This is a genomic window from Amycolatopsis sp. cmx-4-83, from assembly GCF_046548815.1.
Taxonomy (GTDB): domain Bacteria; phylum Actinomycetota; class Actinomycetes; order Mycobacteriales; family Pseudonocardiaceae; genus Amycolatopsis; species Amycolatopsis pretoriensis_A.
This window is the reverse complement of record NZ_JAEBEF010000014.1, coordinates 150,386-175,678: the sequence shown is the minus strand read 5'-3', so window position 1 is coordinate 175,678 and position 25,293 is coordinate 150,386. Positions and strand designations below refer to the sequence as shown.

Here is a 25,293-nt window from a genome sequence, read left to right as displayed (position 1 = left end):
CTCCGTGTGCGACCGCTCACCGACGGTACCGAGCTGCTGGTCGGTCGGGACAGTGAGCTGTCCTGGCTGGTCGCCTGGATCCGTGACGTGGGCACCGGCCGCGGCCACGCCGTGCTGGTGGACGGCGAGCCCGGCATCGGCAAGTCCGCGTTGGTGCGCACGGCTTGCGCGACCGCGACCGACGCGGGCTGCCAGGTGTACTGGGGCGCGGGCGACGAGCTCGGGCAGGCACTGCCGCTGCTGCCGCTGCTGGACGCGTTGCGGATCACCCCGGCCGCGCGGGATCCCCGCCGGGTCGCCATTTCCAAGCTGCTGCGGGGCGGCGCCGTCGCGGGCAAGGGCGCCGACCTCGCCGCCCGTGCCGCCGAGCAGCTGATCGCGCTGGTGGACGAGCTGTGCCAGGACGGCCCGGCAGTGCTGGTCGTCGACGAGCTGCAGTGGGCCGACCGCACGACGGTGGCGGTGTGGAGCAGGCTGGCCCGGTCGGTCCGGCAGCTCCCGCTGCTCCTGGTCGGCGTGCTGCGCCCGATCCCGCGCCGCGACGACCTGCGCTCGCTCTTCCGGATCGTCGGGCCGGGCGAGCGGTTGCGGCTGGGCCGGTTGCCGGAACCGGCGGTGCTGGAACTGGTGGCCGAGCTGGCCGGCGGCAAACCGGGCGAAGACCTGGCGCGGCTGGCCGCCGGCGCCGCCGGGAACCCGTTGTACCTTACCGAACTCCTCGACGCGCTGACCAGGAGCTCGTGCCTGGAGGTCGACACCGCGGGCATCGCGGAGCTGACCGGCGCGGCGACACCGGACTCGCTGCCGGAGGCGATCGCGGACCGGCTGGGCTTCCTCCCGGAGCCCGCGCGGGGCGTGCTGCGCGCGGCGGCGCTGCTCGGCGTCGGCTTCTCGGTCGCGGACCTGGTGACGGTGACGAACACCCCGCTCGCCGACCTGCTGCCCGCCCTCGACGACGCCCGTGCCGCCGGAGTGCTGGTGGCCGCGGGAGACGACCTGGAGTTCCGGCACCCGCTGATCCGCACGGCGTTGTACGACGACATGCCGACGGCAGTCCGGGTCGCCTGGCACCAGGGTGCCGCGTGGGCGCTGGCGGAGGCGAACGCGCCGGTCGAGCGGGTCGCGCGGCAGCTGCTGCCGATGGTGTCCACAACGGACAGCCGGGTGCCGGTGCCCGCGTGGGCCGTGCGGTGGCTGCTCGACGTCGCCACGCCGCTGATCGGCCAGGCGCCGGTGGTCGCCGTCGCGCTGCTGCGCCGCGCGGTGCGGGACGCGCCGCTCGACGACGCCGTGACCGGCGCGCTGGCCTGCCGGCTGGCCGACGCGTACTTCGGGGTCGGCAACGTCGCGCAGGCCGAGCGGATCGCCGGCCGCGCACTGGATCGCGTGCGCGACCCCGACGTGCGCGTCGACCTGTACACCACGGTCGTCCAGTGCCGCGCGATGACCGGCCGGTCCGCCGAGTTCCTCGTCGAGCTGAACGAAGCCCTGACCCAGCCCGGCTTGCTGGCCCGGCACCGCGCCCGCTTGCTGGTGCTCATCGCGCGCACGCACCGCTACATCGGCGAGGTCGACACCGCGGGCCGGGTCGCGACCGAGGCACTGTCCGAGCTCGGCCCGGTCGAAGACCGCTGGGCGACCGGGTGGGCGCTGCACGTGCTGAGCCTGGTCGCGATGGTGCGCGGCGAATGGACCGAGGCGCTGCCGCTGTTCGAGCGCGCGATGGCCATCGTGCGGGGCGATCCGGCGCTGATCGACCTGACCCTGCAGCTGCGCATCAACCAGTCGGTCACCTTCGGCGCGCTCGACCGCTACACCGAGGCGCACGCCGCCGCCGCGCAGGCGCGGGAACTGGCTGACCGCACCGGCAGCGTCGTGCGGCTGAGCGAGGCCCAGAGCGCGCTCGGGCAGCTGCTGCTCGGGGCCGGCCGGTGGGACGACGCGCTCGCCGAGGTCGACGTCGTCCCGGACGATCGCAAGGACCCGAGCGTGGTGTGCTGCGACCACGGCGTCGCGGCGATCATCCACTTCCACCGCGGCGAGGCGGCCGCCGCCCGCCAGCACCTCGACGTCGCCGCGGCGTACTGGGAACGCATCGGCGACCGGGTGGTGGAATCCCTGGTGCGGGCCCGCAGTCTCGCCTTCGAGTACGCCGGCGCGCCGGAGCGGGCGCTCGCCGTGCTGACGGCCGTGCTGGCCGGCGTGGACGCGGGGGAGGACCTGCTGGGCGACGCCGCCCGGCTGGCCACGACGATCGGCGACGTCCGGACCGCGACGGAGATCGAGGCCAAGGTGAGCGCGCTCGCCGCCGGATCCGCCGTGCCGCACCTCGGCGCGCTCGCGTTGTACTGCCGCGGGTTGCTCGACGGAGACGCGACGACGTTGCTGCGCGCGGCCGACGGCTACCGCGACGCGGGCCGGCCGCTGTCCCGGGCGAAGGCGCTGGAGGCCGCCGCCATCGCGTTCGCCAGGGCCCGCGAGGAAGACCGCGGTTCGGCGCGGGCCGCGTTCACCCACGCGGTCGACCTGTACGCGGAGCTGGACGCGCAGTGGGACGTGGCCCGCCTGCGCGCCCTGTTCCGGGCGTTCGGCATCCGCCGCGGCCCGACGGTGAAGCACCGCCAGACCACCCACGGCTGGGACAGCCTCACCCCGACCGAGGGGAGAATCGCCGCGCTGGTGGTCGAAGGCCTGTCGAACCCGCAGATCGCGGCCCGGTTGTACCTGTCCCCGCGGACGGTGGGCACGCACGTGTCGCACATCCTGAACAAGCTGGGGGTGCATTCGCGCATCGACATCGCGAGGGAAGCGGCCCGGCACCAGTCCGCCTCGGGCTGAGGCGAATCCGGTCAACCCCCGACCTCCGGCGCGCCGCCCTGGTGGCAGGCGCGCCGGAGGTGCCGGAAGTGGCTTCGCGAACGTCCGAACCACCCTCCTCGATCGTTCAGACCCCGACCTCCGGCGCGTCCCCCTGACGGCGCGCGAAGAGCGGACGCGGAACCAGCGAAGCCAAAGTCCGCCGCGTGACGGCGGCGTGCCCGCTCGCGACCTGGCCGGCCAGCACGGCCAGCACCAGCAGCAGCGGGGTCCGCCACGTGCCGGTGAAGGTGTGCAGCCAGCCGCAGGCCAGGACGCCGAAGCCGGCGATGACGTACCCCACGCCCTGGACCACCGCGGACAGCGAGAGCGAACGGTCCTTGCTGCGCAACGAGATGGTCGTCAGCGCGAACGCGAGCGACCCCATGCCCGCGCCGGTCGCGGCGGCCCACAGCCAGGGTGCGGCCGCGGGGGCGAGGAGCAGCCCGGTCACCCCGATGACGTTGGGCGTGGCCAGTGCGACGACGAGCAGCGTCTGGTTGCGCCACCGGCGGGTCCAGCCCGGGACCAGCAGCATCATGGGCAGCCCCATGGCCATCGACAGCGCCAGGCAGCCGCCCGCGGTCGTCGCCGGGACCCCGGCGTCGCGCAGGATGCCGGGTAGCCAGCCCATGACCAGGAACGTCACCGTCGAAATCAGTCCGAAGTGGATGGTGAGGGCGAACGCGGGCATCGTCCCGGAGGCCGGTTGCGGTGCCGCGAACTCGCCGGGGACGCGCTGCCACACGTACAGGGCCACCAGCGCCACGCCCGCCCACAGGCCGAGGGCGACCTGCCACGACGACGAGAGCACCACCGCGGGCGTGACCAGCGCGCCGGCCGTGCTGCCGAGCCCGAGCCCGAAGGTGAAGGCGGCGGAACCCCGGGCCAGCAGGGGCAGGATGGTCCCGAGGACGGCGATCGACAGGCAGGTCAGCGCCGTCCCGATCAGCAGCTGCGCCGAGCCCCCGAGTACCCGCCCGCCGAGCGAAAGCACCAGCGCGCCGAGCGCCGCGGCGACCGTCCGGTACGTCCCGACCCGGTTGGCCAGCCACGGCGTCGCCCAGCCGCCGAGACCGATGGCCCACAACGGCAACGCGACGAGCACCGCGGCGACGATGTTCCCGGCGGCCGAGATGTCCGGCAGGGCCGCACCCAGGCTCGTCACGGCCGGCCGCAGGTTGATGGCCAGCAGGAAGATCACCACGGTGGAGACGGTGGTAGTGGTAGCACGCAACATCGCTCCTCCTCGGGTCTCGAGGTCGGAGCGTCGGGGCCCCGTAAAGCAATGCTTCGCGGTACCGGTGGATCAGACATCCGTCACCTGACGGATGTACGAGTTTTCCTGTCCCTCAACGGTTTCGGTGTGCGAATGGCCGTGCATCGGCACGGCCGGACGGCTCACCCGTCGGCTCTTGCACCGACGCCGTCAGCCCGTCGTGGCCGCCTTCGGCCACCGGGCGGACCGCTCACCCGGCCGGGCGAGCGCGGCGGCGTCCCAGTCACGGGCGTCGAGGCGTCGTGGCTGCTCACCGGGCCGCCGGAGCGGGTGGTGACCCCGGTGGGGGTGCGTGGCGCGGTGGCACGGCGGGCACGCGGGGACGAACGTGCCCGGGCTTCCCGGCAGCGGAACCGAGTGCCCGGGTTCGGCGGTGCCGGTGCAGATGTGGTGCTCGTGGCCGGCCGGGGCGCACAGGCAGCAGCACTCGCTCATGGCCGCTCGTAGGTGTAGAAGCCGCGACCGGTCTTGCGGCCGAGCAGGCCCGCGTCGACCATCCGGGCGAGCAGCGGCGGGGGTGCGTAGAGCGGTTCCTTGAACTCCTCGTAGAGGGATTCGGCGACGGCCTTGGTGGTGTCGAGGCCGATCAGGTCGGCCAGCGCCAGCGGTCCCTGCGGGTGCGCGGCCCCGCGGACGAGGCCTTCGTCGATGGCCTCGCGGGTCGCGAAGCCGGACTCGAACATGCGGATCGCGGCGAGGATGAACGGGATCAGCAGCGCGTTGACCACGAACCCCGCGCGGTCCTGGCAGAGGATCGCCTGCTTGCCGAGCACGTCCTGGGCGAAGGTCCGGGCCCGCTCGACCGTGGCTTCGGCGGTGAGCAGGCTGGGCACGAGCTCGACCAGCGCGAGCACCGGCACGGGGTTGAAGAAGTGCACGCCCACGACCTGGGCGGGCCGCTCGGTGGCGGTGCCCAGCTTCATGATCGGGATGGAGGAGGTGTTGGACGCCAGGACCGCGTCCGGCGCGGTCACGATCTTGTCGAGCCGGCCGAACAGCTCCGTCTTGACGGCTTCGTCTTCGACGATCGCTTCCACGACGAAGGTGCGATCGGCGAGGTCGTCCAGGGATTCGGTGACCCGGATCCGCTGCAGCACCGCGGCGGCGTCGGGGATCTTGCCCTTCTTCTCCGCCCGCGCGAGCGACGTTTCGAGCCGGTGCCGCCCGGCCGCCGCCGCGTCCGGACTCGGTTCGACGACCACGACGTCGAGACCGGCCCGGGCGCACACCTCGGCGATCCCGGCACCCATCTGCCCGCACCCGACCACGCCCGCGCGTTCCATCGCCGCCACCTCTCTGGGACTCGGTACCATGTGAACGGTACTGAGTACCGACGAGTAGCTGAAGGCCCTCGGCTATGACGACCGCCACGCCCTAGGCTGGGCCGCGAGCGGGAGGAGAAGCCGATGCCGGCGAAGGAACGCCTGGTCGAGGCGGCGTTCGCGCTGTTCGCCGAGCGCGGCTACGACCACACGACGATCGACGACATCACCGAGCGCGCCGGCGTCGGCCGCACGACGTTCTTCCGCACCTTCCGGGCGAAGGAAGACGTCATCTTCCCCGACCACGAGGTGCTGCTCCAGGCCATCGAGGCCCGCTTGGCCGGTTCGACCGGGCCGACCGCGCTGCTCGCGGTCACCGAAGGCACCCGGCTGGTCCTGCGGCACTACCTCGCCGAGGGGGAGCTGGCGCGCACGCGCTACCGGCTGACGCGCAGCGTGCCGGCGCTGCGGGACCGCGAAATCTCGGGACTGCAGCAGTACCAGCGGCTCTTCCGGGGGTTCCTGCACCGCTGGATGGGTGGCGGCGAGGACACGGCGTTGCGCGCGGAGCTGATGGCCGGCGCGGTGGTGACCACGCACAACCACGTGCTGCGCCGGTGGCTGCGCGGGCAGTCGGACGACGCGGAAGCGGAGTTCGACGCGGCGATGGCGGAGACCGTCGACCTGTTCACCCGGCCGGAGGACGACGGCGAAGCGTCCATTGTGGTCTTCCGGACGACGAAGGACCTGGCCGCCGTGCTGCCCGAGCTCGACCGGGTGCTGGGCCCACGCCGCTCCTGAGTCAGGCCTCGTCGTACCGCGGGACGACGGCGAACACCTCGAGGTCGCTGGGCGCGCCCTTCGCGCGGAACCGGCGCCGGCGGCGGACGGTGAACCGCTCGGTGTCGAGGCGCGCCAGCACGTCCCCGGTGATGAGGACCTCGCCGCCGGCGGCCGCGTCGGCGATCCGGGCCGCGATGTTGACGTCGACCCCGAAGTAGTCGCGGCCGACCTTGCGCGGCCGTCCGGTGTGCAGGCCGGCCCGCAGCTGCGGGCGGTAGCCGCCGAGGTCGATGGCGCTGACCGCGCCGCACGTCTCGTACGCCGCCTCGACCGCGGCCGCCGGCTCGCCGAAGACGGCCATCAAGCCGTCGCCGAGGCCCTTGACGACCCGGCCGCGGTGGCGCGAGATCGTCGCCTCGCTCGCGGTCGAAACGGCGCGCAGCAGCTCGAGCGCCCGCGCGTCGCCGACGTCGAGGGCCCAGCTGGAGAAGCCGACCAGATCGGTGAACACGATCGTCGCCTCGCCGGTCTCGCCGTGCCGTCCCTGGGCGACGGCCTGCCAGAGCTGGACGGCCGCGAGCCCGAGTTCGCGCACCGCACTGGGTTGCTCGGCCTTCGCCTCGGCGAGCAGCCGGGCGACCCGGTCGGAGGGGTGACCCGCCGTCGTCGACAGCGCGTCACCGAGTTCGCGGTCGCCGGGGACCAGGCGGCGCACCGCGCGGGCGGACCGGATCAGGCCCGGGCGCCGGTCCGCCTCCCGCAGCAGGTCGGCGAAGCGGGACACCTTCCGGGGCCGGTCCGGCCGGTCGCCGTCGCTGTCGATCACCCGCCGAATGCTACCGGGGGCGGCGGCTCAGAGCGTGCCGGTGAGGGACTGCAGGCCGAGGCTCGTCGCGGCGACGGCGATCCAGAGCAGCCCGCCGAGCAGCAGCGGCCGGGCGCCCGCCCGCCGCATGTCCGCCAGGCGCAGGGAAAGCCCGATCCCGGCCAGCGCCGTCGTGATGAGGAACGTGCCCAGCGCCGAGAGGGCGGGGTGCCACGAGCCGGGGATGACGCCGAGGCTGTTCAGCGCGGCCGCGGCGAGGAAACCGAGCAGGAACAGGGGCACGATCCGGCGCCAGGGCAACGCGGCGACGGTGTCGCCCGGGCCGGCCTGCCGGGCTTCGCGGCGCGCCTTGAGGACGGCCAGCACGATGACGATCGGGATCAGGGTGAGCGTGCGGGTGAGCTTGACGACCAGGCCGTAGGAACCGGCGTCGTCGCCGTAGGCGAAGGAGGCCGCGACGACCGAAGACGTGTCGTTGATCGCGGTGCCCGCCCAGAGGCCGAAGGCGTGCGGGCTCAGGCCGAGCAGGTGCCCGAGCGGCGGGAACAGCAGGACGGCGGCGATGTTGAAGGTGAAGATCGTGCCGAGGGCGTAGGCGACGTCGGCCTGCTTCGGCTTGAGGACGGCGGTGGTCGCGGCGATCGCGGACGCGCCGCAGATCCCGGTGCCGACGCCGATCAGCGTCTGCGTGTCGCCGCGGACGCCGAGCCACCGGCCGAGCAGCCACGCGCCGCCGAGGGCGACCGCCAGCGTGCCGAGCATGACCGGCAGCGAGCCGCCGCCGACCGCCAGCACCTGCCGCAGCGACAAGCCGGTGCCCAGCACCACGATCGAAGCCTGCAGCACGGTCTTGGACGCGACTCCGTAGCCCGGCGTCCAGCGCTCGCCGCGCAGCCGCGGCACGACGGCGGCGGCGAGCGCACCGAGCAGGATGCCGAAGACCGGACCGCCGACGACCGGGACCAGCGTGCCCAGCGCCGTCGCGACCGCGGCGACCGCGACGGCCACCAGCAGGCCGGGTGCCACGCCCGGCCGGGGGCGGACGGGCGCCGGCGGTGCGGCGGGGGCGTTCCGGATCGTGGTCACCGTTTTCCTCCGTGCTGAAATGTCCGTACATTCAACTTAGATGATGTACGGACATTTGGCCACGGGTAGGGTCGGCCGCGACCAGCCGGGAGGAAGTCATGCCACCGCGGACGCTCAGCCGCTCCGGCTCCGAGCCGCTCTGGCGCCAGCTCCAGCGCGAGCTGCTGACCAGGCTGGATGCCGGCGAATTCACCGATCAGTTCCCGGGCGAGCTGGCGCTCGTCGAGGAGTACGAAGTGAGCCGCAGCACGGTGCGGCAGGCGCTGCGGCAGCTGCGCGCGGACGGGGTCATCGTCGCCGAGCGGGGCCGCCAGCCCCGGGTGGCGCCGCCGGCCGAGATCGCCCAGCCGCTGGGGGCGCTCTACAGCCTGTTCGCCTCGGTGGAGGCGGCCGGGCTTTCGCAGCACAGCGTCGTGCGGACCTTCGACGTCCGGGCGGACGCGCTCGTGGCCGAGCGGCTGGAGCTCGAAGCCTCGACGCCGCTGGTGTACCTCGAGCGGCTGCGCCTGGCCGGGGACGAGCCGCTGGCCCTCGACCGCGTCTGGCTGCCGGCCGCGCTCGCGAAACCGTTGCTGCCCGCGGATTTCACGCACACCGGCCTGTACGCCGAACTCGCGCGGCGCACCGGGGTGCGGCTCGACCACGGCCGTGAAGAGGTGCGCGCGGTGATCCCGACCGCGGCCGAGCGCGCCCAGCTCGCGTGCGCGCACGACGTGGCGGCGTTCGCGATCAACCGGCTCAGCCACGCCCGCGGCCGCCCGGTGGAGTGGCGCCACACGCTGGTGCGCGGCGACCGCTATGCGCTGACCGCGGAGTTCTCGGCCGCGGGCTACCGGCTGGTGTAGTCGAGTCCTGCGCGTTCCCACACGTCGGCGCAGTTCGTGCCTTCCGCGGAGAGCTGCCGCTTGACGACCTTGAACGTCGACGTCCGCGGCAGTTCCCGGACCGTGCGCACGTAGTCGGGTACCTGCTTGGGCCCGAGATCGGGCTGGCCGGCGAGGAAGCGCCCGAACCCGGCGGGGTCGAGCGGCGTGCCGTCGGTGACGATGGCGGCCATCACCCGGTCGCCGGTCACCGGATCGGGCACCGCGTAGACGGCGGCGTCGGTGATCGCGGGGTGCCGCAGGAGGATCCGCTCGATCGGTGCGGTGCCGAGGTTCTCGCCGTCGACGCGGAGCCAGTCCCCGAGCCGCCCGGCGAAGTAGCAGAACCCGCCGGCGTCGGCGTAGGCGAGGTCACCGGTGTGGAACATGCCGTCGCGCAGCCGTTCCGCGTCGGCCCCGGGATCGCGGTAGTACCCGGCGAACCAGCCCGCACCGGTGGTGTTGACCAGCTCCCCGACGGCCTCGCCGGCGTTGACCAGCCGGCCTCGGCCGTCGAACTCGGCCGGCGGACACGGGCGGCCGGTGTCCGGGTGCAGGATGGCGACGTCACCGGCCGGCCTGCCGAGCGAACCGGCGGGGGTGTCCTCGGTGCGGGCGAACCCCACACCGCCTTCGGTGGACCCGAACGCGTCGACGACCTTGCAGCCGAACCGTTTCTCGAACGCGGCGAGGTCGGCGCTCGCCCCTTCGTTCCCGTAGACGAGGCGCAGGGGGTTGTCCGCGTCGTCCGGGCGCGGGGGAGTGGCGACCACATAGGACAGTGGTTTGCCGACGTAGTTGGCGTAGGTGGCGCCGAACTTCCGGACGTCGGGGAGGAATCCGGAGGCGGAGAACCGGCGGCGCAGGGCGATCCGGGCGCCTGCCGCGAGGCCGACCGCCCAGCCCGCCATGATCGCGTTGGAGTGGAACATGGGCATCGTGACGTAGACGGTGTCCGATGTGGACAGCCGGAAGCGGTCGGCGAGCATGGCGCCGGGGAACGCGATCTTGCCGTGCGTGCAGCGGACGGCTTTCGGGTCACCGCTGGTGCCGGAGGTGAAGATCAGCATGAGCAGGTCGTCGGCGGTGGCGGCGACGGGCTCGGCCGGGGTGTTCGCCGTGGGCAGCCCCGATTCCAGGTCCAGCACGCGGATGTCGCCGAGGTCCAGTCCGTCGAGGAGGGTCCGGTACTTCGGTTCGGCGAGCACGAACTGGCAGTCGGCGAGCTTGACGTCCCGGGCGAGTGCGTCTCCCCGGCGGGTGGGGTTGAGGCCGACGAGCACCGCCCCGGCGAAGGCGCAGGCGCCGAGGAGGATCGAGAACGCGGGCACGTTGTCGGCGAGAATCCCCACGTGGGGCGGCTTCTCCCGGTCCAGTGCCGTCCGGAGGTCACTCGCGCGGCGTGCGGAGGCTTGGACGTGCTCGGCCCAGGACCAGGTCCGGTCTTCGAAGAGCAGGCCCGGGCGTTCGTCGCCGGCGCGGGCCAGGAGAAGCTCGGTCACCGTCGGGACGCTCATCCACGGACCTCCCGGCGCCGGTGCAAAACTGGAACAGGTTCTATTTCTAGCATGGAGCCTGCCGGGGGTCCAGCGCGTTCACCGGCCGAGGCGGTGGGCGCTTTCCTCCGCCCGGCGCAGCGCCGTCAGCAAGGCGGCTCGGTCCGTCTGGTCGATGTCCTCCGTCAAGGCGTCCGTCGCGGCCTCGCCGCCGAGGCTGAGCTTGACCACCAGGCGGCGGTGGATCGCCGCCATCGTCGCCGCGTCGAAGTCGGGGCGGACGAAGGCCAGGAGGAGGCGGACCTCGTCTTCGCAGCGGTGGTAGCTGTCGAGCACGTGGTCGTTGCCCGCCGCCGTGACGATCGCGCGGTGGATCGCGCCGTGGACCTCCGTCAGCTTGCGCCACGACGGCCGTGGGGTCCGCTCGGCCAGTGCTTCGAGCCGCTCCACCTCGGTGACGACGGGGGCCAGGTCCGCGCCCCGGTCCAGGGCCATGCGCAGCGCGCCGAGCTCGAGGACCTTGCGGTAGTCGAAGATCTCGTCGATGCGCGCCCGGCTCAGCGGCGCGACGACCGCCCCGCGGTGGCGTTCGTGGCGCAGCAGGCCGCGGTCGGCCAGCAGCCGCAGCGCCGAGCGGACGGTGTGGCGGCCCACGTCGAAGCGGGCCGCCAGGTCTTCCTCGCGGAAACGGGTGCCGACGGGGTGCGCGCCGTCCAGCAGTTCACCGCGCACCACCGCGGCGATCCGCTCGGGTGCGGCGACCACGGCCAACCTCCTTGTCGCCGCCGGTGCTGGTGCTCCCCGGCGGCGCCGAGGGCTGTGACGACTTCTTCCCCGGCCTGCCCGAGGGGCTGGTGGCCGATCCCGGCGCCCGCGTGATCCTGCACGACCGGCCGGGCACCGGGACGTCCACTGTGGACGGCTCACTGGCCGGAGCCGCGGCGTACCTCGGCTCGCTCGTCGAACGGCTCGGCCTCGGTCCGGTCGTGGTGGTCGGCCAGAGCCTCGGTGGCGCAGTCGGCGTCCTGCTCGCCCGCGAGCGCCCCGAGCTGGTCGCGGGCCTGGTCCTGCTCGACCCGACCCCGATCAACGACGCCAAGGTCTGCGCGGGCCTGGAACGCACGATGAGGGTCTTCGGTCGGCTGTCGGCGGTGCCGGGGTTGCGTCAGGTGCTCGCCAAAGCCCTCCGCACGACGGCCCTGCGCACCGGCCGCGACCTGCGCCCGGACTGCCAGGCCGCCCTCGAGCGCACGGCGGACCTCGACATCCCGACGCTGGCCCGCGCGGTCCGCGGCGTCACCAACCTGGCCCGCGACCTGCGCGAGTCCGACCTCCCGCGCCTCCCGTCGGTGGTGGTGACGGCGGAGGCGCAAACCGGACCACGCGGTCCACCGCGCCCACGAACGCCTGGCGACGGCGTTCGGCGCGCAGCTGGTGAGCTGGCCGGGCGCGAGGCACAGCGTCCACCTCGACCACCCGGACGAAGTCTTGGCGACGGTCCGCGAAGTCGTCGCCGGTTGAACCCCGCCGTCAGACGCAGGGCATCACCGTCGACACGCTGATCGCCGGGCTCCAGCCGGCGCTGTCGTACTGGATCTTGAGCCACTCGCGGGTCCTGGATCCGCACGGGGTCTGGTAGGTGAGACGGGCGAAGATCGTCCGCTGCTCGCCCGCCGCCAGGGTGATGCTGCCGCTGTCGTCGTAGATGGGCTCTGTGCCGTCGAAGTAGAGGGAGGTCTCCAGCTCCCAGTGGACCGTGCGAGCGCTGGTGGCCCGGTTCACCAGGCCGAGGTAGCCGCGGTCCAGGCAGCTGTCGTGGTCGCAGTTGTACCGGACGCAAACCTGGTACGCGATCTTGCCCCACCCCTCGGTGCCGGAGCACACTGGTGAGACGGCGGCCGACGCCGGTGCGACGCCACTGACCGGGGCAGCGGAAGCCGGCGTGGCCACGGACAGCGCCACGGTGAGCGCGAGCCCTGCGGCCGCCACGATTCTGCGGAACGACATCGGTGTGCTCCTCTTGCCGAGCCCCGGCTGGTCCGGGGTGTCGGTGTCGCACACGCCTTCCGCCGCCCCGCGGTTTAGTACGGCCGGGCGGGGACGTTCAGCCGGACGCTGTACAGCCCGAAATCACCGCTTTCCCCGCCGCGCTAAGGGGCTCCCGGCGTGATGTACAACGTCTTCCCGTCCGGCCCGCCGAACGCCGCGTTCGTGGCGTTGCGCCCCGCCGAGATCGTCCCCGGCTCCGCGCCCGATGGTGACAGGACGTGGACGATCCCGTCGCCACAGGTCACCTGGTACACGCTATCCGCGCAGTCGATCGTGCCGCCGTCCGTTCCGCCCGGTGACGCGAAATCGCTGCGCGCACCCGTGCTCCCATCGGCGTTCACCGGGTAGCGGTAGATCTTTCGGTCGCGTCTTCGTCAGCAGGAGGGCCTGGCTCGCCTTGTCCCACATCGGACCCTCGAGGAAGGTGAAGCCGCCGCGGATCTTGGTGGCGCTCAAGTGGTTCGCGGGCAGCGGGGAGCCGAACGGGCCTGGTGGGCAAGGACCGTCGGCAGCGGGCAGGGTCCACGTCTGGGCCGGGCCGGTGCACGACCACAGCTGCACGCGGGGTGCTGCCGGGGCCTCGAGGCACTGGCCGCCGATGCCGGTGATCCGGCCGGGGACGGCGGCCTCGGCCGGGGTGGCGACGAGCACCCCGGCCAGGCGAAGAACCGCCACCGCGAGGCGGCGTCCGAAGTGGACGGTCATGCCGGGACCGCCCGGCGCCGGTTCGGGCCGCGTAGCCGCGGTTACCGGTTCCTGCTGCCGGTCACCGGGAAAGGGCTGAACCACGGCGGTGCCGGTAGAGGAGCCACACGAAGTACGGCGCGCCGATGATCGCGGTCATCAATCCGGCCGGGAGCTGGCCGGGAGCGATGACCGTGCGGCCTACGGTGTCCGCCACGCAGACCAGGATCGCCCCCAGCAGCGCCGCGGCCGGCAGCAGCCGGGAATGCCGGCTGCCCACGATCGCGCGCGCCGCGTGCGGGGCGATCAGCCCGACGAACGTGAGCACCCCGATCCCGGCGACGGCCGCGCCGGTCAGCAGCACGGCGCACGTGAGCAGCAGCAAGCGTGACCGGGCGACCGGCACGCCCAGCACCCGCGGTGTCTCGTCGTCCAGCGCCAGCAGATCGAGCTCGCGCCGCATGCGGACCAGCACGGGCGCCGCGAGCACCAGCACCAGCGCCATCGGCACGAGGTGGGTCAGGGTCCGGCCGTAGGTCGAGCCGCCCAGCCAGGTCAGCGCCTTGGTCTCGTTCCACGGGTCGGACAGCGTGATCAGCAGCGTCACCACTGCCTGCGTCGCCGCGTGCACGCCGAAGCCGATCAGCACCAGGCGTTCGCTCGTGAAACCGCCCCGGGCCGCCACCGCGAAGACCACGGCCATCGCGAGGGCGGCACCCAGGCCCGCGGCACCGGTCAGGGTCCAGAACCCGACCCCGGACACGAGCGTGATCACGGTGACCGCGCCGAGGCCCGCGCCGCCGACGACCCCGATCATCCCCGGTTCGGCCAGCGGGTTGCGGGCGACGGCCTGGGTGAGCGCGCCGCCCAGCGCCAGCGCCGCGCCCGCGAGGAGCGCGGCGACCACACGCGGTACGCGGGTGTCCAGCACGCCGGTGACGAGCGGGCCCGCCTGGCCGCTCAGCCAGTTGACGACGTCGCCCAGCAGCAGTTTCGCGTCCCCGAGCAGGACCGCGCCCACGGCGACGCCGACCGTCGCGAGCGCCAGCACGACCAGCACCACCCGGTACCGGATCGCGCTGACGCCGCTTCGCGCGCCGGCCGCCGGGGGCTCGGCGGTCGCCGAGGTGATCCGGGCGGTGCGGGCCAGCACGATGAGGAAGATCGCGCCGAGGATCGTCGTCACGACGCCGGTCGGCACTTCCAGGGCGCGCTGCGGGCTGATGATCGCGCGCAGCAGCACGTCGGCACCGAGCAGGAGCACCGCGCCCAGCGCCGCGGAGAACGGGATCAGCGCCGCGTGCCGGTGCAGGCCCGGCACGACCGGCGCGAGCAGCCGGGCCAGCGCGGGTGCGGCCAGGCCGACGAAACCGATGGGACCGGCCAGGGTCACCGCCGCCGCGGCCAGCAGCACGGCCAGCCCGATCGCGGCGAAGCGGACCCGTCCGACGTGGACACCCAGCGTCCGGGCGTGGTCGTCGCCGACGTGGACCAGGTCGAGCCGCCGGGCCAGGCCGAGCAGCGCGGCCAGCGCCAGGCCGACGAGCGGGCCGAGCGTGCGCACCCCGGCGAGCCCGTTCTGCTCCAGCGAGCCCTCGCCCCAGGCGAACAGGCCGCGGGTTTCCTGGGCGTACAGCAACAGGAGGACCTGGGTCACCGAGATCAGCGCCAGCGCGATCGCGGTGCCCGCGAGCACCAGCCGCACGATCCCGGTCCCGCCGGTGCCGGACAGCGCGAGCACGAACACCGCCGCGGCCAGCCCGCCCGCGAACGCGACGCCGGCCGCACCCAGCAGGGGCAGCGAGACGCCGAACGCCGCGACGGCGACGACCGAGAGGTGCGCCCCGGCGTTGACGGCCAGGGTGTCCGGCGACGCCAAGATGTTGCGCGACACCGACTGCAGCACCGTGCCGGCCACGCCGAGCGCGGCGCCGACCAGCAGCGCCGAGAGCAGCCGCGGCAGCCGCGACTCGACGACGACCGCCGTGGTGTCGCCGGACGCGCCGCCGAACACCAGCCGCAGCACGTCGAGCGCGTCGACGCTCGCGGTGCCCTGCGTCAGGTGCACCGCCGAACCGAGCAGGAGCAGGGCGGCGAGCCCGGTGCCGAGCAGCGCCGCCCGCCCGCGGCGGCGGACCGCGGGCGGGCCGGGCTTGGTCAGGGTGAGCACCGCTAGTTCTTCAGCGCGCCGACGGCCGCGTCGACGAACTGCTCCATGGACTTCGGGCCGCCGAACATCCAGAGGGAGTCCGGGAAACGGCGCACCTTGCCGCTCTTGACGAACGGGAGGTTCTTCCAGATCGCGTTGTTCGCCAGCTCCTGCTGGTACGGGTCGCCGTCGGCGTTGTTGGCGATGTACCAGAACCGGACGTCGGGCAGCTGGGTCAGGCCCTCGACGTCGGCCTGCGCGAGGCCGTAGGCGGGATCGCCCGCCACCGGCCACGCGGTTTCGAGGCCGAGCTTGCCGAACACCGCGGACACCAGCGCGCCCTTGGTGTAGGGCCGGATGCTGACCGAGCCGGACGTGACGTAGGCGTCGGAGAACGCGACCTTCTGGCCGAGCGCGCCCAGCTTCTCGACCTCGGCGCGGCCGGTCGTGAGCTTCTGCTCGAACTCGGACTTCAGCTGCGCGGCCTTGGTTTCGGTGCCGGTGGCCTTCGCGATCACGTCCAAGCCGGCGTACATCCCGGCGATCGGGTCCTGGGCGTTGCCGCCCTTGATGACGATCACGGGCACCTTCGCCTCGACCTGCTCCAGCGCGCCCTCGGTCACGCTGTCGGTGACGATCACGGGGTCCAGCCCCAGCGAGCCGAGCGTGTCGAGGCTCGGTTCGCCGCGGGTGCCGATGTCCTTCGGGGTGCCGTCGAGCTTCCCGGCGCTCACCCACTGGCCGTAGCCCTTGATGTCGGACACGCCGACCGGCATGACCCCGAGCGAGACGAGGTGTTCGACGCCGTTCCACTCGGTCGCCGCGACGCGTTTGGCCGGGTGGGGCAGCTTGACCTCCTTGCCGCGCGAGTCGACGACCGTGACGGGGCCGGCTTCGCTCGTGGCGGCCGCGTTGCTCGTGGGCTCCTCGGTGGTGCCGCAGGCGGCCACGAAGAACGTGGCGGCCGCGGTCAGGCCGAGGATCATCCGGGTGATGCGCATGGTTCTCCTGTTTCGATGGGTCAGACCGACGCGGTCCGCGCAGCGGTGTCGTTGAAGCGGCCCACGGCGCGGGCGTGGATCCGCCCGTCGGCGGGGTCGAGCGCGACGTCCACGCGGATGCCGTAGGCACGGCTGAGGTGCGCCGGGGTCAGCACGTCGGCGGGGGAGCCTTCGGCGGTGACCCGGCCGCCCTCGAGCAGCAGCACCCGGTCGGCGACCGCCGCGGCCTGGTCGAGGTCGTGCAGCACCACGCCGACCCCGACCCCCTGCCGGTCGGCGAGGTCGCGGACGACGTCGAGGATTTCGACCTGGTAGCGCAGGTCGAGGAAGGTCGTGGGTTCGTCGAGCAGCAGCAGCGCGGTGTCCTGGGCCAGGCAGCTCGCGAGCCACACCCGCTGCGCCTGCCCGCCGGAGAGGGCCTGCACCGGCCGCTCGGCGAGGCCGGCCAGCCCGGTCAGCTCCAGCGCCCGCTCGACGGCGGCGGGTCCCTCGGGGTCGCGCCCGCCCCAGCGCGACCGGTGCGGGTGCCTGCCGAACTCGACGAGCTCCCGCACGCACACGCCACCCGGCGCGGTCCGCTGCTGCGACAGCAGGGTGATCCGCTTGGCGATGTCCTTTCCGGACAGTGCACGCAGGTCCGCGCCATCGGCGAAGGTGACGGACCCGGCGACCGGCGGGTGCAGCCGCGCCAGCGCGCGCAGCAGCGTCGACTTCCCGCTGCCGTTCGGGCCGATCAGCGCGGTGACGGTACCGGCGCGCAGGGAGAGGGAGGCGGCACGGACGACGACGTCGCTGCCGTAGGCGACATCGATCTCGCGGGCGTCGACACCGGTGTCGGCGGGGTGGGGGACGTGGGGCACGCGAGAACAATAAGGTCAGGCTTACCTAACTGCAAAGGTGTCGATCGGCACATAACGGGCGGTGATCGGGGAGATACGGGTCCCGGTCCGGGAGCCGGGCTGCCCGGCCTCGCATCGCAGGCGGTGATCGGTGGAACACCCGGGCCGGTCCGGGAGTTGAGCTGGGCATGGATCAACTCGTGGATCGCACGATCGCCGCTCTCCGGGCCGAGCACGACGTGCTGGCCGAACTCACTCGTACCCTCACCGACGGGCAGCTGGCCGGTACCAGCGGTGCCGCGGAATGGACCGTCGCGCAGGCGCTTTCGCACCTCGGCAGTGGGGCGGAGATCGGCCTCGCGCCGATTCGCCGGGCCGCCGGGGAGAGCGTCGACGCCGAAGACAACCAGACGATCTGGGCCCGCTGGGACTCGTCCACGCCGCGCGCGCAGGCCGAGGGTTTCCTGGAGCACAACGGGCGCTGGGTCGAAACGGTCGAGGCGCTCACGCCCGAGCAGCGTTCGTCGCTGACCGTCGACCTCGGGTTCCTGCCGGAGCCGGTGCCGCTGGTGACCGCGCTCGGGATGCGGCTCAGCGAGGTGGCCAACCACTCCTGGGACGTGCGCGTGGGCGTGGACCCGGACGCGCGGGTGGAAGCCGGCTCGGCCGAGGTGCTCCTCGACCTCCTCGCCGGGCCCGTCGGCTTCATGCTGAGCTTCCTCGCGAAGCCGGCCGAGCTGGCGAACCCGGTCTCCGTCGGCGTGCCGGGCGGCGGTCTCGTGATCGATGACGCCGTCACCGTCGTACCGCACCTCGAGGCGCCGTCCGCGACGTTCGACGGGCCGGCGGAAGCCTTCGTCCGGCTGCTGAGCGGCCGGCTCAAGGCGCCGTACGACCAGGGTGTCACCGTCGAAGGCGCCGTCACGCTCGACGACCTGCGCCGCGTGTTTCCCGGCTTCTGACGGGGTGACCCGGGGGACGCCAGGCCGGGGAGCCTGGCGTCCCGCCGGCTCACTTCAGGTGCCGGGCGAAGAAGCGGCTCCCGTCGTCGCCCTCGAAGGCCGGGACGCCGGTGTGGCCGCCCGTGTTGGCGTGCAACGTCTTCTCCTTGGCGCCGAAGGCGTCGAAGAGGTCGAGCGCCAGCTGCCGGTCGTTGCCTTCGTCGTCCCACTGCAGCAGGACCAGCAACGGGGTGGTGAGCTGCCGGGCCTCCTCGATCATGCGGCGCGGCACGAAACTCCCGGCGAACAGGACGGCGGCCGCGATGCGCGGCTCGACCAGCGCCAGCCGGACGGCGATGGCGAGCACGCCGCCGGCGAACCCGACCGGGCCGTCGATCCCGGGCTGTGCGAGGAGGGCGTCGAGCGTGGCCCGCCATTCCGGCACGGCCTGGTCGACCAGCGGGAAGATGAGCCGCTCGACGATCTCGTCGCCGACCGGCTCGCCGGCCGCCAGCGCCTGACGCAGCTCGACGCGGGCTTCGTCGACGGCGGGGAGCCGGGGCCGGTCGCCGCTGCCGGGCAGCTCGATGGTGGCCGCGGCGTACCCGTCGGCGACGGAGTGCCGGGCCCGGGCCGTCAGCCGCGGGTACATCTTCCCCAGGCCGCCGGGGTGGCCGAGCAGGATCAGCGGAACCGGTCCGGCCGGGGACTCGGGCGTCCACAGGATGCCGGGGACGTCGCCGAGGGTGAATCCGCGCTCGAGGACGCCGTCCCCGAGGTGTTTTTCCGAGGTGAAGTGCATGGTCGTGCCTTCCGGGAGAGCTGCTGAACGGCGCTCCCGGGCGACCTATCGCCCGACCGTGACCCCGGAGGAGAGCACCCACGTCGTCTGGTTCACGGGTACCACCTCCTCGGTCTCTCGCACGGTCCCCGGGAAGGTAGCAGCGCCCATCGCGCGCCGCCACCGGTTTACGAACGCGCCGTCGACCACGGTTCGCCGGTCAGGGGTGGCGGCGCAGCCCGTCGAACGCCACCGCGACGACCGCGTCCGCGATCGCCGGTGCCGACGTGCCGCCGCGCGGGCGGTACCACTCCGCGATCGAGTTGACCATGCCGAACAGCAGCCGCGCCGAGACGTCCGGGTCGATGTCGGGGCGCAGGTCACCGTCCGCGGCCGCCCGGGTCACCAGGTCCGCGACGATCCCGTCGAACTCCTTGCGGCGGGCCAGCGCCGCGCGTTCCACCTTGGTGTTGCCGCGGATGCGCAGGAGCAGCGTCACGAACGGGAGCTGGTCGATCAGGACGCCGACGCTCGCGCGCACGAGGTGTTCGAGCTGGTCGACGGCACGGCCCTCGAACCCGGCCAGCGCGGCCGCTTCGGCGAAGAGGCCGTCGAGGGCGCGGTTCACCGCCAGGCGCAGCAGCTCGTCCTTGCTCGGCACGTGGTGGTAGATCGCCGACTTCGAAATGCCGAGCTTGCGGGAGAGGTCTTCCATGCTGGTGCCGTCGAAGCCGCGTTCGGTGAACGCCGAAACCGCCACGCGCAGCAGGGATTCCAGGTCGTACCCGGGCCTGCCGCGCCGGGCGGTCCGGTTCGTCGCGGTGTCGGCCATGCCGCCATTCTCGCAAGGGCCACCGCCGGACCGGACGTCCGGACGGCGATCGCGGAGTACTCGCACGAGACGCCTGGCGAGCGGTTCGCGCCGCCGCGGCTGCTGCGGGACGAGGTGGCCGCGGGCGAGCCGGGCCGCAAGACGGGACAGGACTTCCACAGCCGGCAGCAGCCGCGGCGCCTCGTCGTGGACCGGCCGCCGTCGCCGTCTCGTAAAGTACGGGGAGAGCGAGGGGGTGGCGGTGGCCGGATCGGGGGGTGCGCGGCTGCGGTCGGCCGTGCTCGCCGCCGCGTGGGCCGGCATTCCCGGGGTCGAAGTCCTGTCGGCCGCCGACGGCGGACCGCTGACGCGCACGGTCAAGAAGATCATCGATCCGCTGGTCGTGCGCACCGCCGCGCGGCCGCGGCTGGGGCGGCCGCTGCTCGAACCGGCCGAGGCGGCGGAGCTGACCGCGCTGGTGGCCGCCGACGCCCCGCGGTTGCGGGCGACCGCCGCGTGGTTCACGCACCTCAAGCGGCAGCGGCGGGCGCTGCGCATCACCGCCGGCGACGTCCAGGACGTCTGCTTCCCCCTGGCCTACGAACTGGCGACCGGGTCCGGCGCACCCGGCCCGGACGCGCCGGAGACCGCCGCGGCCGCCCTGCGCGAGCTGCACGGCGACGGCGAGGAAGCCGGCGTCGCGCGGCTGGCCGCGTACCTGGCCGATCCCCGGGTGGCGGCCGACCTCACGACCCGGCTTCAGCGGCACTGGCAGGACGGGACCGATCCCGTTCTCGCGCCCGAAGCCGCCGTGGCGCTGCTCGACGCCTTCGCGGACGACCTCGGCGACGACGCCTGGCGCGCGCTCGAAGGCTCCGCCGCCGGGCACGCCCTGGGACTCGCCTTGCGGCGTCCCGGCGGCGTCGAAGCGGTTCCCGGATCGCCGGAACTCGGGCTGCAGCGCGGCGACCGCACCGCCGTGCCCCCGCTGCGGCGCCGCGACGAAACCGGGCCCGAGCTGCTCGAACGCAGTGTCGAACGCCGGGTGCGCGCCACCTTGCGGCGGCTTCCCGCGGACGAACGCGGTGGCGTGGACACCCTCGTCGACGACGAACTCGCCCGCGCCGCCGCCGGGTTCGGGCTCGGCCTGCCCGCGCTGGCCACCTGCTTCGCGCTCGGCGTCGTCCTCGCGCCCGCGCTGCGGCCGCTCGACGGTGGTGCGCCCGGTGCGTCCGCGTTCGCCCGGCAGCTCACCGCCCAGGTCGCGCGCGAGGGGTACGTGCTGCACGCCCGCCGGGCGCTGGCCGGCACCACGCCGCTCACCCCGCGGCCGGACCCCGAGCTCGTGCGCGACCTGCGGGAGTTCGCCAAGCAGTTCCTCGGCCGGCTGTGGATCCGGCTGCATGGCTTCGACGTCCGCGGCGAGCTCCCGGCCGACGCCGGCGACGTCCGGGACCTCGTCACCGGCGTCGTCCGCTCCACCTCGCTGGACCTGCGGACGAAGGTGCGCCGCGCGCTCGTGGCCCGGCTGCCGGACCTGGAGGTCGTGTCGTGACGCACCCGGTGCACACCCCCGTCGTCGCGGCGGACGGCGGCCTCATCCGGTTCGCGCTGGCCGGCCTGCTCGCCGGGGCGCCCGCGACGATGCGCGTCGAGCTGAGCGACGCCGCCGCCGCGGAACCGTGGCTGACGCGGCTCGTCGGCGAAGAGCACGCGCTCGCGGCCCTCACCGCCGGGCACGTCGAGGTGCCGGCGCGGCCGGAACCGGCCGCGCTCGCGCTGCTCCTGTGGGCCCGCCGGTGGTGGCCCGCGAGCCCGGTCCTCGGCGTGCCGTCCCTGGACCCCGCGCTGCTGGACCTGGAAGCCGCGGTCGCGACGACGGCCGTGGCCGAGGGCGTGCTCGACGGCTTCGAGGCCACGCCGGGGGAGCTGTTCGACGCCGCCGCGGAAGGACTCGCGGCAACCGCGGTCCCCGGCGAAGTCCGGGACCTGTGCCGTCGGCTGTCCGCCTGGTTCGACGACCGGGACGACGTCGTGCGCGCCGAAGCCGCGGCCGAACTGGCGGCCGCCGTCTCGCCGGGACAGCGGGCGTACGCCTTGGCCGCGGGTTCCGCGGGAAGCCTGTCCGCGGAAGGGATCGTGGCCGAAGGCCGGACGAGCGTCGACTGGGCCCGGGTGCCGCCGGGGATCCTCGATGCCGCGGAGGACACCGTGACCTGGCGGATCGTCGCCGCGCCGACCGCCACCCGGCTGGAAGTCGAGGTCGCCGGAGCCTTCGCCGACGCGGCCCTCACGGCGTTCGCCACCCGCGAGGGCGAGGTCGTCGCGGAAGTCCCCTTGCGGCTGGGTGCCGGGTACTTCGCCGGTGCGGCGGACCTGACCGGAGATGTCCACATCGGACTCGTCGTCGGCGTGACGGCCGAGAACATCATCGGGACGACGCGGGAGGACCGGGCCGACGTGGTCGCGCTCGTCCGGGCCCGCGAGGGGTTGCCGCCGGAAGCCCGGACGCTGGCCGAGCGGGCCGTGTCCGCCGCCGACAGCGAGGAGTTCTGACGTGCTCGTCGGCCTGCCGCCACCGTTCAACCCGCCGGACCGGCCGCTGCCCGCCGAACTGGCGGGGGCCAGTGCGCACGGCTACAACTGCCGGTGCGTGGCGCGGCACTTCGGCCTCGATCCGGCGCCGTACGGCGAATTTCCGGCGTGCTCGCTCACCGAAGCCGAGTACCGGCAGCTGCTCGTCAGCGCCCCCGAGGCCCAGCAGCGGGCGAAGGGGCTCGCCGCGGCGCGGGACTTCGCGGGCGCGCACCAGGAATACGCCCGGCTGCGGCAGTTCGCGCAGCGGCTCGACCGGACCGACCTCGAACTGGCCGCCTTGAGCGATCTGGCCGCCCTCCGGTACGCCGCGGGTGACCTGCGCACCGCGCGGCAGTGCGCCGAGGCCGTGCTGGCCGACTTCCCGGTGAGCGCCGCCGCGGCCGTCCACTTCGGACAGTACGCCGAGCTGCGGATGATCGAAGGGTCCCGTGAGGTCGCCGACCGCGTGCTGATCTCACTGTCCACAGAGGAGGGTGACGTCGACCGCGCCCGCGAATTGATCGCGGGCCAGCGGCACCGGGCGGCGCTGCGCAAGGCGGCCGGGCCGGGGCAGTACCCGCCCGAGCTGCTCGACCCGCACGGTACCGACGAGCTGGAGCTGCGCATCCTCGACGTGCGCGTCCAGGTGGCGGCGGGTGACCCGGCCGGCGCGCTGGCCGCGCTCGAAGAAATCCTCGCCGCGCTCGAAACCCTCCCCGGTGGAGCCCGCGACCAGGTCGCGTCGCTGCAGGTGATGGCGCGCGCCGAACGCGCCCGCCTCCGCCAAGCCGGCGGCGAGAACGCGGACGCGCGGGCCGACCTGGTCCGGCTCGACGCCCGGCACGAAGGCGCGAAGTTCGCCATCGACCTCGCCGCGGACCGCGCGCTGGGCGGCGACTTCCCGGGCGCGGTCGCGGCGATCGTCGCCGCCCGCGACGCACTCGCGGCCACCGGCGCGACCGGTGACGTGGCGGAGGCGAGCCACGCGCTGGGCACGCTCCTGCTGCTCGCGGGCGATCCCCGGCAGGCTCGCGACCAGTTCGAGCACGCCGGGCAGCTCTGGAGGGCCAACGGCGACACGCCGGGCCTGCGCCGGCTCGACGTCGCGCTGGCCCGGTGCGCGGCGGCCGAGGGGGACTGGGCGACGGCGGAGGAGCACGTGACGCGCGCGCGGGCGTCCGGGGAGTGGCTGCAGCGCCTGCACACCGACTTCGTGGCGGCGACGATCGGCTTCGCCCGCGGTGAGGACCTGCCTGCGGTGCTGGATCTGCTGCTCCCGGTGGCGCTGGCGGCGGCGGACTACCGCTTCGAGTTCGCGTCGCCGCGGGCGCGCACGGCGTGGGCCCGCGACGTCGCGGGCCCGGCGACCGAACTGCTGATGACACTGCTGGCCCGGCTGAAGGAGCCGAGGCTGGCCGCGGAGCTGATCGAGCGCACCTGCGCGGTCGGCGCGTACACCGGCACCGGGGCACCCGCGCTCGACCTGACCGGCACGCTGCCCGTCCCCGAACCGGCCCCGCCCGCCGCCGGGCTTCCGCTGGCCGCGCTGGGTTCGGTCACGGCGTCGCTGCCGCTGCGGCTCGCCCCGCCGCCCGCGCTGCGCTGGTCGCCGGACTCGCCGATGGAGCTGGACCGCTGGCTCGACGTCGCCGCCGAGCGGTACGGCTCGCCCCGCCCGGCCGCCGGGCCCGTCACGACGTGGCCCGCCGCGGAGCCCGGGCGCGAGACGTTCCTCCTGCGCTACGCCGACGCGGGCCACACCCACCTCAGCTGGCGGACCACCGGGGACCTCGGCACCGTCCACGTCCACCCGATCGGCGCCGCACTGGTCGCGACGGCCCGCGAGGTCCTGGCCGCCGCCTCGCCGACGCCGCGCGCGGGGGAGAGCGTCGCCGACGCCGTCCGGCGCTCCCTGGGTGCGGACGCCTTCGGTGGCTTCGCGGGCGAACAGCGCCTGGCCCGGGTGCTCGCGCTCAACCTGCTGCCCGCCGACCTCGTCGCGCGGCTGCGGGCGGCTGCCGCCGGTGGCCGCCGACCGCTCCTGCGCGTGCAGCCCTCGCCCAGCCTCGCCGCGGTGCCGTGGGGCCTGCTCGCCCTGCCCGACCGCCGTCCGGACCACGTGCTGGAGCCGGGCGAGGAAGGCACGTGCTTCGACGGCGACGAGCGCGTCCTCGACATCGCCGACGTCTCCCTGCTCGCGCCCCCCGGGATCCCGCGCCGCCCGCCGCGCGCCGCCGAGGGGCCGCCGGTGTACGTGCTCGACCCGCGGATCCCCGGCCAGAGCGCGTTCGGGGAGCTGGGTTCGGTGCTCGGAAAGCAGGAGCCGGCGTCGCCGCTGATCCGCCACCTGGACGCGCGGCTCGCTGCCGGTCCGGTCCGGCCGGCGGCCGAGCGCGGGCTCGACCTGGTCCGCCGCACCGACACCGACCGGCGGCTGCTCGCCCGGCTGCTGGCCGAGCCGTGTTCGCGGCTGGTGTTCGCCGGGCACGTCAGCCTGGTCCGCGACGAGCACGGCGCGCAGACGGCGCTGCACCTGTCCTGCCCGGCCGAACTGCCCGGCACGGCGGACCCGATCGGGGCGCACCGGCCGTTCACCGCCGCCGACCTCGCCCTGTCCGGAGTGGCCGCGATGCCGGCACGGGTAGCGCTGATCGGCTGCGCCAGCGCAAGCGACTTCGGCCTGCCCGAGCCGTTCGGCGTGCTGCTCGCGGCGGTCGCGGCCGGAGCAAGCCTGGTGGCGGCGACGGTGTGGGCGCTCCCGACGTCGGCGGCTGTCCCCGGCGCGGACCCGATGACCGAGCTGGTGATCGCGGTCGACACCGCGCTGGGTGGCGATGATCCGGTGGCCGAGCTGTGCGCGTGGCAGCGCTCCCGGCTCGCGCGGTGGCGTGAGCGGCCGGAGGCGGCTTGTTCGCCGGTCTTTTGGGCGGGGTTGACCTGTCTCGACGCTTCCGATGACGGGCAGGCCTGGTGATCGTGGTCGGTAGGGGGTGGCCCGGTCGCCGAGCTG

23 protein-coding genes and 1 pseudogene are annotated in these 25,293 nt (G+C 74.2%); 9 read left to right on the top strand and 15 right to left on the bottom strand.

Annotated features, from left to right (window positions below):
• Positions 1 to 6 precede the first annotated feature (6 nt).
• Positions 7 to 2,838 carry a helix-turn-helix transcriptional regulator gene (locus ACLJQM_RS38150; protein ID WP_410635189.1) on the top strand — a complete coding sequence of 944 codons (2,832 nt, stop codon included), beginning with the start codon at positions 7 to 9 and terminating at the stop codon, positions 2,836 to 2,838.
• A gap of 106 nt (positions 2,839 to 2,944) precedes the next feature.
• Here the strand turns inward: ACLJQM_RS38150 and ACLJQM_RS38145 are convergent, their stop codons facing one another.
• The 3 genes from ACLJQM_RS38145 to ACLJQM_RS38135 all read right to left on the bottom strand — a co-directional run bounded on the left by ACLJQM_RS38145 (position 2,945) and on the right by ACLJQM_RS38135 (position 5,427).
• The gene (locus ACLJQM_RS38145; RefSeq protein ID WP_247022714.1) at positions 2,945 to 4,096 is read right to left on the bottom strand and encodes an MFS transporter; all 1,152 of its coding nucleotides are present in this window, start codon (positions 4,094 to 4,096) and stop codon (positions 2,945 to 2,947) included.
• Between the two features lie 189 nt (positions 4,097 to 4,285).
• A complete protein-coding gene (locus tag ACLJQM_RS38140) occupies positions 4,286 to 4,570 on the bottom strand; it encodes a hypothetical protein (RefSeq protein ID WP_247022715.1) in 285 nt (94 codons plus the stop codon).
• Complete coding sequence (locus tag ACLJQM_RS38135; RefSeq protein WP_410635187.1) at positions 4,567 to 5,427, bottom strand: 3-hydroxybutyryl-CoA dehydrogenase; 861 nt, start codon at positions 5,425 to 5,427, stop codon at positions 4,567 to 4,569. Before ACLJQM_RS38135 ends, ACLJQM_RS38140 begins: the two co-directional genes overlap by 4 nt.
• 114 nt (positions 5,428 to 5,541) lie before the next feature.
• Between ACLJQM_RS38135 and ACLJQM_RS38130 the strand changes: the two genes are divergently transcribed.
• Entirely contained in the window at positions 5,542 to 6,198 is a 657-nt protein-coding gene (locus ACLJQM_RS38130; protein ID WP_410635186.1) for a TetR/AcrR family transcriptional regulator, read from the top strand.
• Between the two features lies 1 nt (position 6,199).
• On the opposite strand, the gene ACLJQM_RS38125 is transcribed toward ACLJQM_RS38130, so the two are convergent.
• Together ACLJQM_RS38125 and ACLJQM_RS38120 are read right to left on the bottom strand one after the other, a co-directional pair.
• Entirely contained in the window at positions 6,200 to 7,006 is an 807-nt protein-coding gene (locus ACLJQM_RS38125; protein ID WP_360776797.1) for an adenylate/guanylate cyclase domain-containing protein, read from the bottom strand.
• A gap of 27 nt (positions 7,007 to 7,033) precedes the next feature.
• A complete protein-coding gene (locus tag ACLJQM_RS38120; protein WP_247022718.1) occupies positions 7,034 to 8,092 on the bottom strand; it encodes a YeiH family protein in 1,059 nt (352 codons plus the stop codon).
• Between the two features lie 98 nt (positions 8,093 to 8,190).
• On the opposite strand from ACLJQM_RS38120, the gene ACLJQM_RS38115 reads away from it, so the two are divergent.
• A complete protein-coding gene (locus ACLJQM_RS38115) occupies positions 8,191 to 8,937 on the top strand; it encodes a GntR family transcriptional regulator (RefSeq protein WP_410635184.1) in 747 nt (248 codons plus the stop codon).
• On the opposite strand, the gene ACLJQM_RS38110 is transcribed toward ACLJQM_RS38115, so the two are convergent.
• Positions 8,922 to 10,472, bottom strand: a complete 1,551-nt coding sequence (locus ACLJQM_RS38110) for a long-chain-fatty-acid--CoA ligase (RefSeq protein WP_410635183.1) — start codon at positions 10,470 to 10,472, stop codon at positions 8,922 to 8,924. The genes ACLJQM_RS38115 and ACLJQM_RS38110 overlap by 16 nt on opposite strands.
• A gap of 78 nt (positions 10,473 to 10,550) precedes the next feature.
• Positions 10,551 to 11,216: a GntR family transcriptional regulator gene (locus tag ACLJQM_RS38105; RefSeq protein ID WP_410635182.1), complete on the bottom strand. Its 666-nt coding sequence runs from the start codon at positions 11,214 to 11,216 to the stop codon at positions 10,551 to 10,553.
• 23 nt (positions 11,217 to 11,239) lie between these two features.
• Between ACLJQM_RS38105 and ACLJQM_RS38100 the strand changes: the two genes are divergently transcribed.
• Positions 11,240 to 12,013: an alpha/beta fold hydrolase gene (locus ACLJQM_RS38100; RefSeq protein ID WP_410635181.1), complete on the top strand. Its 774-nt coding sequence runs from the start codon at positions 11,240 to 11,242 to the stop codon at positions 12,011 to 12,013.
• Here ACLJQM_RS38100 and ACLJQM_RS38095 read toward each other — a convergent pair.
• The 6 genes from ACLJQM_RS38095 to ACLJQM_RS38070 all read right to left on the bottom strand — a co-directional run bounded on the left by ACLJQM_RS38095 (position 11,982) and on the right by ACLJQM_RS38070 (position 17,194).
• Entirely contained in the window at positions 11,982 to 12,458 is a 477-nt protein-coding gene (locus tag ACLJQM_RS38095) for a hypothetical protein (protein ID WP_410635179.1), read from the bottom strand. The two genes, ACLJQM_RS38100 and ACLJQM_RS38095, sit on opposite strands and share 32 nt — an antisense overlap.
• Positions 12,459 to 12,601: 143 nt before the next feature.
• On the bottom strand, positions 12,602 to 12,841 hold the full coding sequence (locus ACLJQM_RS38090; protein WP_410635177.1) for an SMP-30/gluconolactonase/LRE family protein: 240 nt from the start codon (positions 12,839 to 12,841) through the stop codon (positions 12,602 to 12,604).
• Positions 12,756 to 13,205, bottom strand: a complete 450-nt coding sequence (locus ACLJQM_RS38085; protein ID WP_410635278.1) for an RICIN domain-containing protein — start codon at positions 13,203 to 13,205, stop codon at positions 12,756 to 12,758. The genes ACLJQM_RS38090 and ACLJQM_RS38085 overlap by 86 nt, the downstream gene beginning before the upstream one ends.
• Before the next feature lie 61 nt (positions 13,206 to 13,266).
• Positions 13,267 to 15,354: an iron ABC transporter permease gene (locus ACLJQM_RS38080; protein ID WP_410635176.1), complete on the bottom strand. Its 2,088-nt coding sequence runs from the start codon at positions 15,352 to 15,354 to the stop codon at positions 13,267 to 13,269.
• A gap of 2 nt (positions 15,355 to 15,356) precedes the next feature.
• On the bottom strand, positions 15,357 to 16,334 hold the full coding sequence (locus tag ACLJQM_RS38075; protein ID WP_410635175.1) for an ABC transporter substrate-binding protein: 978 nt from the start codon (positions 16,332 to 16,334) through the stop codon (positions 15,357 to 15,359).
• Between the two features lie 20 nt (positions 16,335 to 16,354).
• The gene (locus ACLJQM_RS38070; RefSeq protein WP_410635174.1) at positions 16,355 to 17,194 is read right to left on the bottom strand and encodes an ABC transporter ATP-binding protein; all 840 of its coding nucleotides are present in this window, start codon (positions 17,192 to 17,194) and stop codon (positions 16,355 to 16,357) included.
• A 179-nt stretch (positions 17,195 to 17,373) separates the two neighbouring features.
• Here ACLJQM_RS38070 and ACLJQM_RS38065 point away from each other — a divergent pair, with 179 nt between their 5' ends.
• A complete protein-coding gene (locus ACLJQM_RS38065) occupies positions 17,374 to 18,135 on the top strand; it encodes a maleylpyruvate isomerase family mycothiol-dependent enzyme (protein WP_410635173.1) in 762 nt (253 codons plus the stop codon).
• 49 nt (positions 18,136 to 18,184) lie between these two features.
• On the opposite strand, the gene ACLJQM_RS38060 is transcribed toward ACLJQM_RS38065, so the two are convergent.
• Positions 18,185 to 18,916, bottom strand: coding sequence for a dienelactone hydrolase family protein (locus ACLJQM_RS38060; protein ID WP_410635172.1), 732 nt, complete (start codon positions 18,914 to 18,916; stop codon positions 18,185 to 18,187).
• 199 nt (positions 18,917 to 19,115) lie between these two features.
• Positions 19,116 to 19,727, bottom strand: a complete 612-nt coding sequence (locus ACLJQM_RS38055) for a TetR/AcrR family transcriptional regulator (protein ID WP_410635170.1) — start codon at positions 19,725 to 19,727, stop codon at positions 19,116 to 19,118.
• Positions 19,728 to 19,754: 27 nt separating this feature from the next.
• On the opposite strand from ACLJQM_RS38055, the pseudogene ACLJQM_RS38050 reads away from it, so the two are divergent.
• From ACLJQM_RS38050 to ACLJQM_RS38035, 4 genes and pseudogenes are all read left to right on the top strand, one after another.
• Positions 19,755 to 19,886 (top strand): annotated as a pseudogene (locus ACLJQM_RS38050) (3-hydroxyacyl-CoA dehydrogenase family protein); the annotation flags it as partial.
• Between the two features lie 82 nt (positions 19,887 to 19,968).
• Positions 19,969 to 21,261: a hypothetical protein gene (locus tag ACLJQM_RS38045; RefSeq protein WP_360776822.1), complete on the top strand. Its 1,293-nt coding sequence runs from the start codon at positions 19,969 to 19,971 to the stop codon at positions 21,259 to 21,261.
• Positions 21,258 to 22,262, top strand: coding sequence for a hypothetical protein (locus ACLJQM_RS38040; protein ID WP_410635273.1), 1,005 nt, complete (start codon positions 21,258 to 21,260; stop codon positions 22,260 to 22,262). Before ACLJQM_RS38045 ends, ACLJQM_RS38040 begins: the two co-directional genes overlap by 4 nt.
• A 1-nt stretch (position 22,263) precedes the next feature.
• On the top strand, positions 22,264 to 25,257 hold the full coding sequence (locus tag ACLJQM_RS38035; protein ID WP_410635168.1) for a hypothetical protein: 2,994 nt from the start codon (positions 22,264 to 22,266) through the stop codon (positions 25,255 to 25,257).
• Positions 25,258 to 25,293 lie beyond the last annotated feature (36 nt).

What these genes read in the sequence shown, in the direction of transcription:
- ACLJQM_RS38075 (WP_410635175.1), bottom strand. Translation starts at nt 16,334, where the DNA reads ATGCGCATCACCCGGATGATCCTCGGCCTGACCGCGGCCGCCACGTTC.
- ACLJQM_RS38145 (WP_247022714.1), bottom strand. Translation starts at nt 4,096, where the DNA reads ATGTTGCGTGCTACCACTACCACCGTCTCCACCGTGGTGATCTTCCTG.
- ACLJQM_RS38055 (WP_410635170.1), bottom strand. Translation starts at nt 19,727, where the DNA reads ATGGCCGACACCGCGACGAACCGGACCGCCCGGCGCGGCAGGCCCGGG.
- ACLJQM_RS38115 (WP_410635184.1), top strand. Translation starts at nt 8,191, where the DNA reads ATGCCACCGCGGACGCTCAGCCGCTCCGGCTCCGAGCCGCTCTGGCGC.
- ACLJQM_RS38110 (WP_410635183.1), bottom strand. Translation starts at nt 10,472, where the DNA reads ATGAGCGTCCCGACGGTGACCGAGCTTCTCCTGGCCCGCGCCGGCGAC.
- ACLJQM_RS38130 (WP_410635186.1), top strand. Translation starts at nt 5,542, where the DNA reads ATGCCGGCGAAGGAACGCCTGGTCGAGGCGGCGTTCGCGCTGTTCGCC.
- ACLJQM_RS38095 (WP_410635179.1), bottom strand. Translation starts at nt 12,458, where the DNA reads ATGTCGTTCCGCAGAATCGTGGCGGCCGCAGGGCTCGCGCTCACCGTG.
- ACLJQM_RS38140 (WP_247022715.1), bottom strand. Translation starts at nt 4,570, where the DNA reads ATGAGCGAGTGCTGCTGCCTGTGCGCCCCGGCCGGCCACGAGCACCAC.
- ACLJQM_RS38085 (WP_410635278.1), bottom strand. Translation starts at nt 13,205, where the DNA reads ATGACCGTCCACTTCGGACGCCGCCTCGCGGTGGCGGTTCTTCGCCTG.
- ACLJQM_RS38060 (WP_410635172.1), bottom strand. Translation starts at nt 18,916, where the DNA reads ATGCACTTCACCTCGGAAAAACACCTCGGGGACGGCGTCCTCGAGCGC.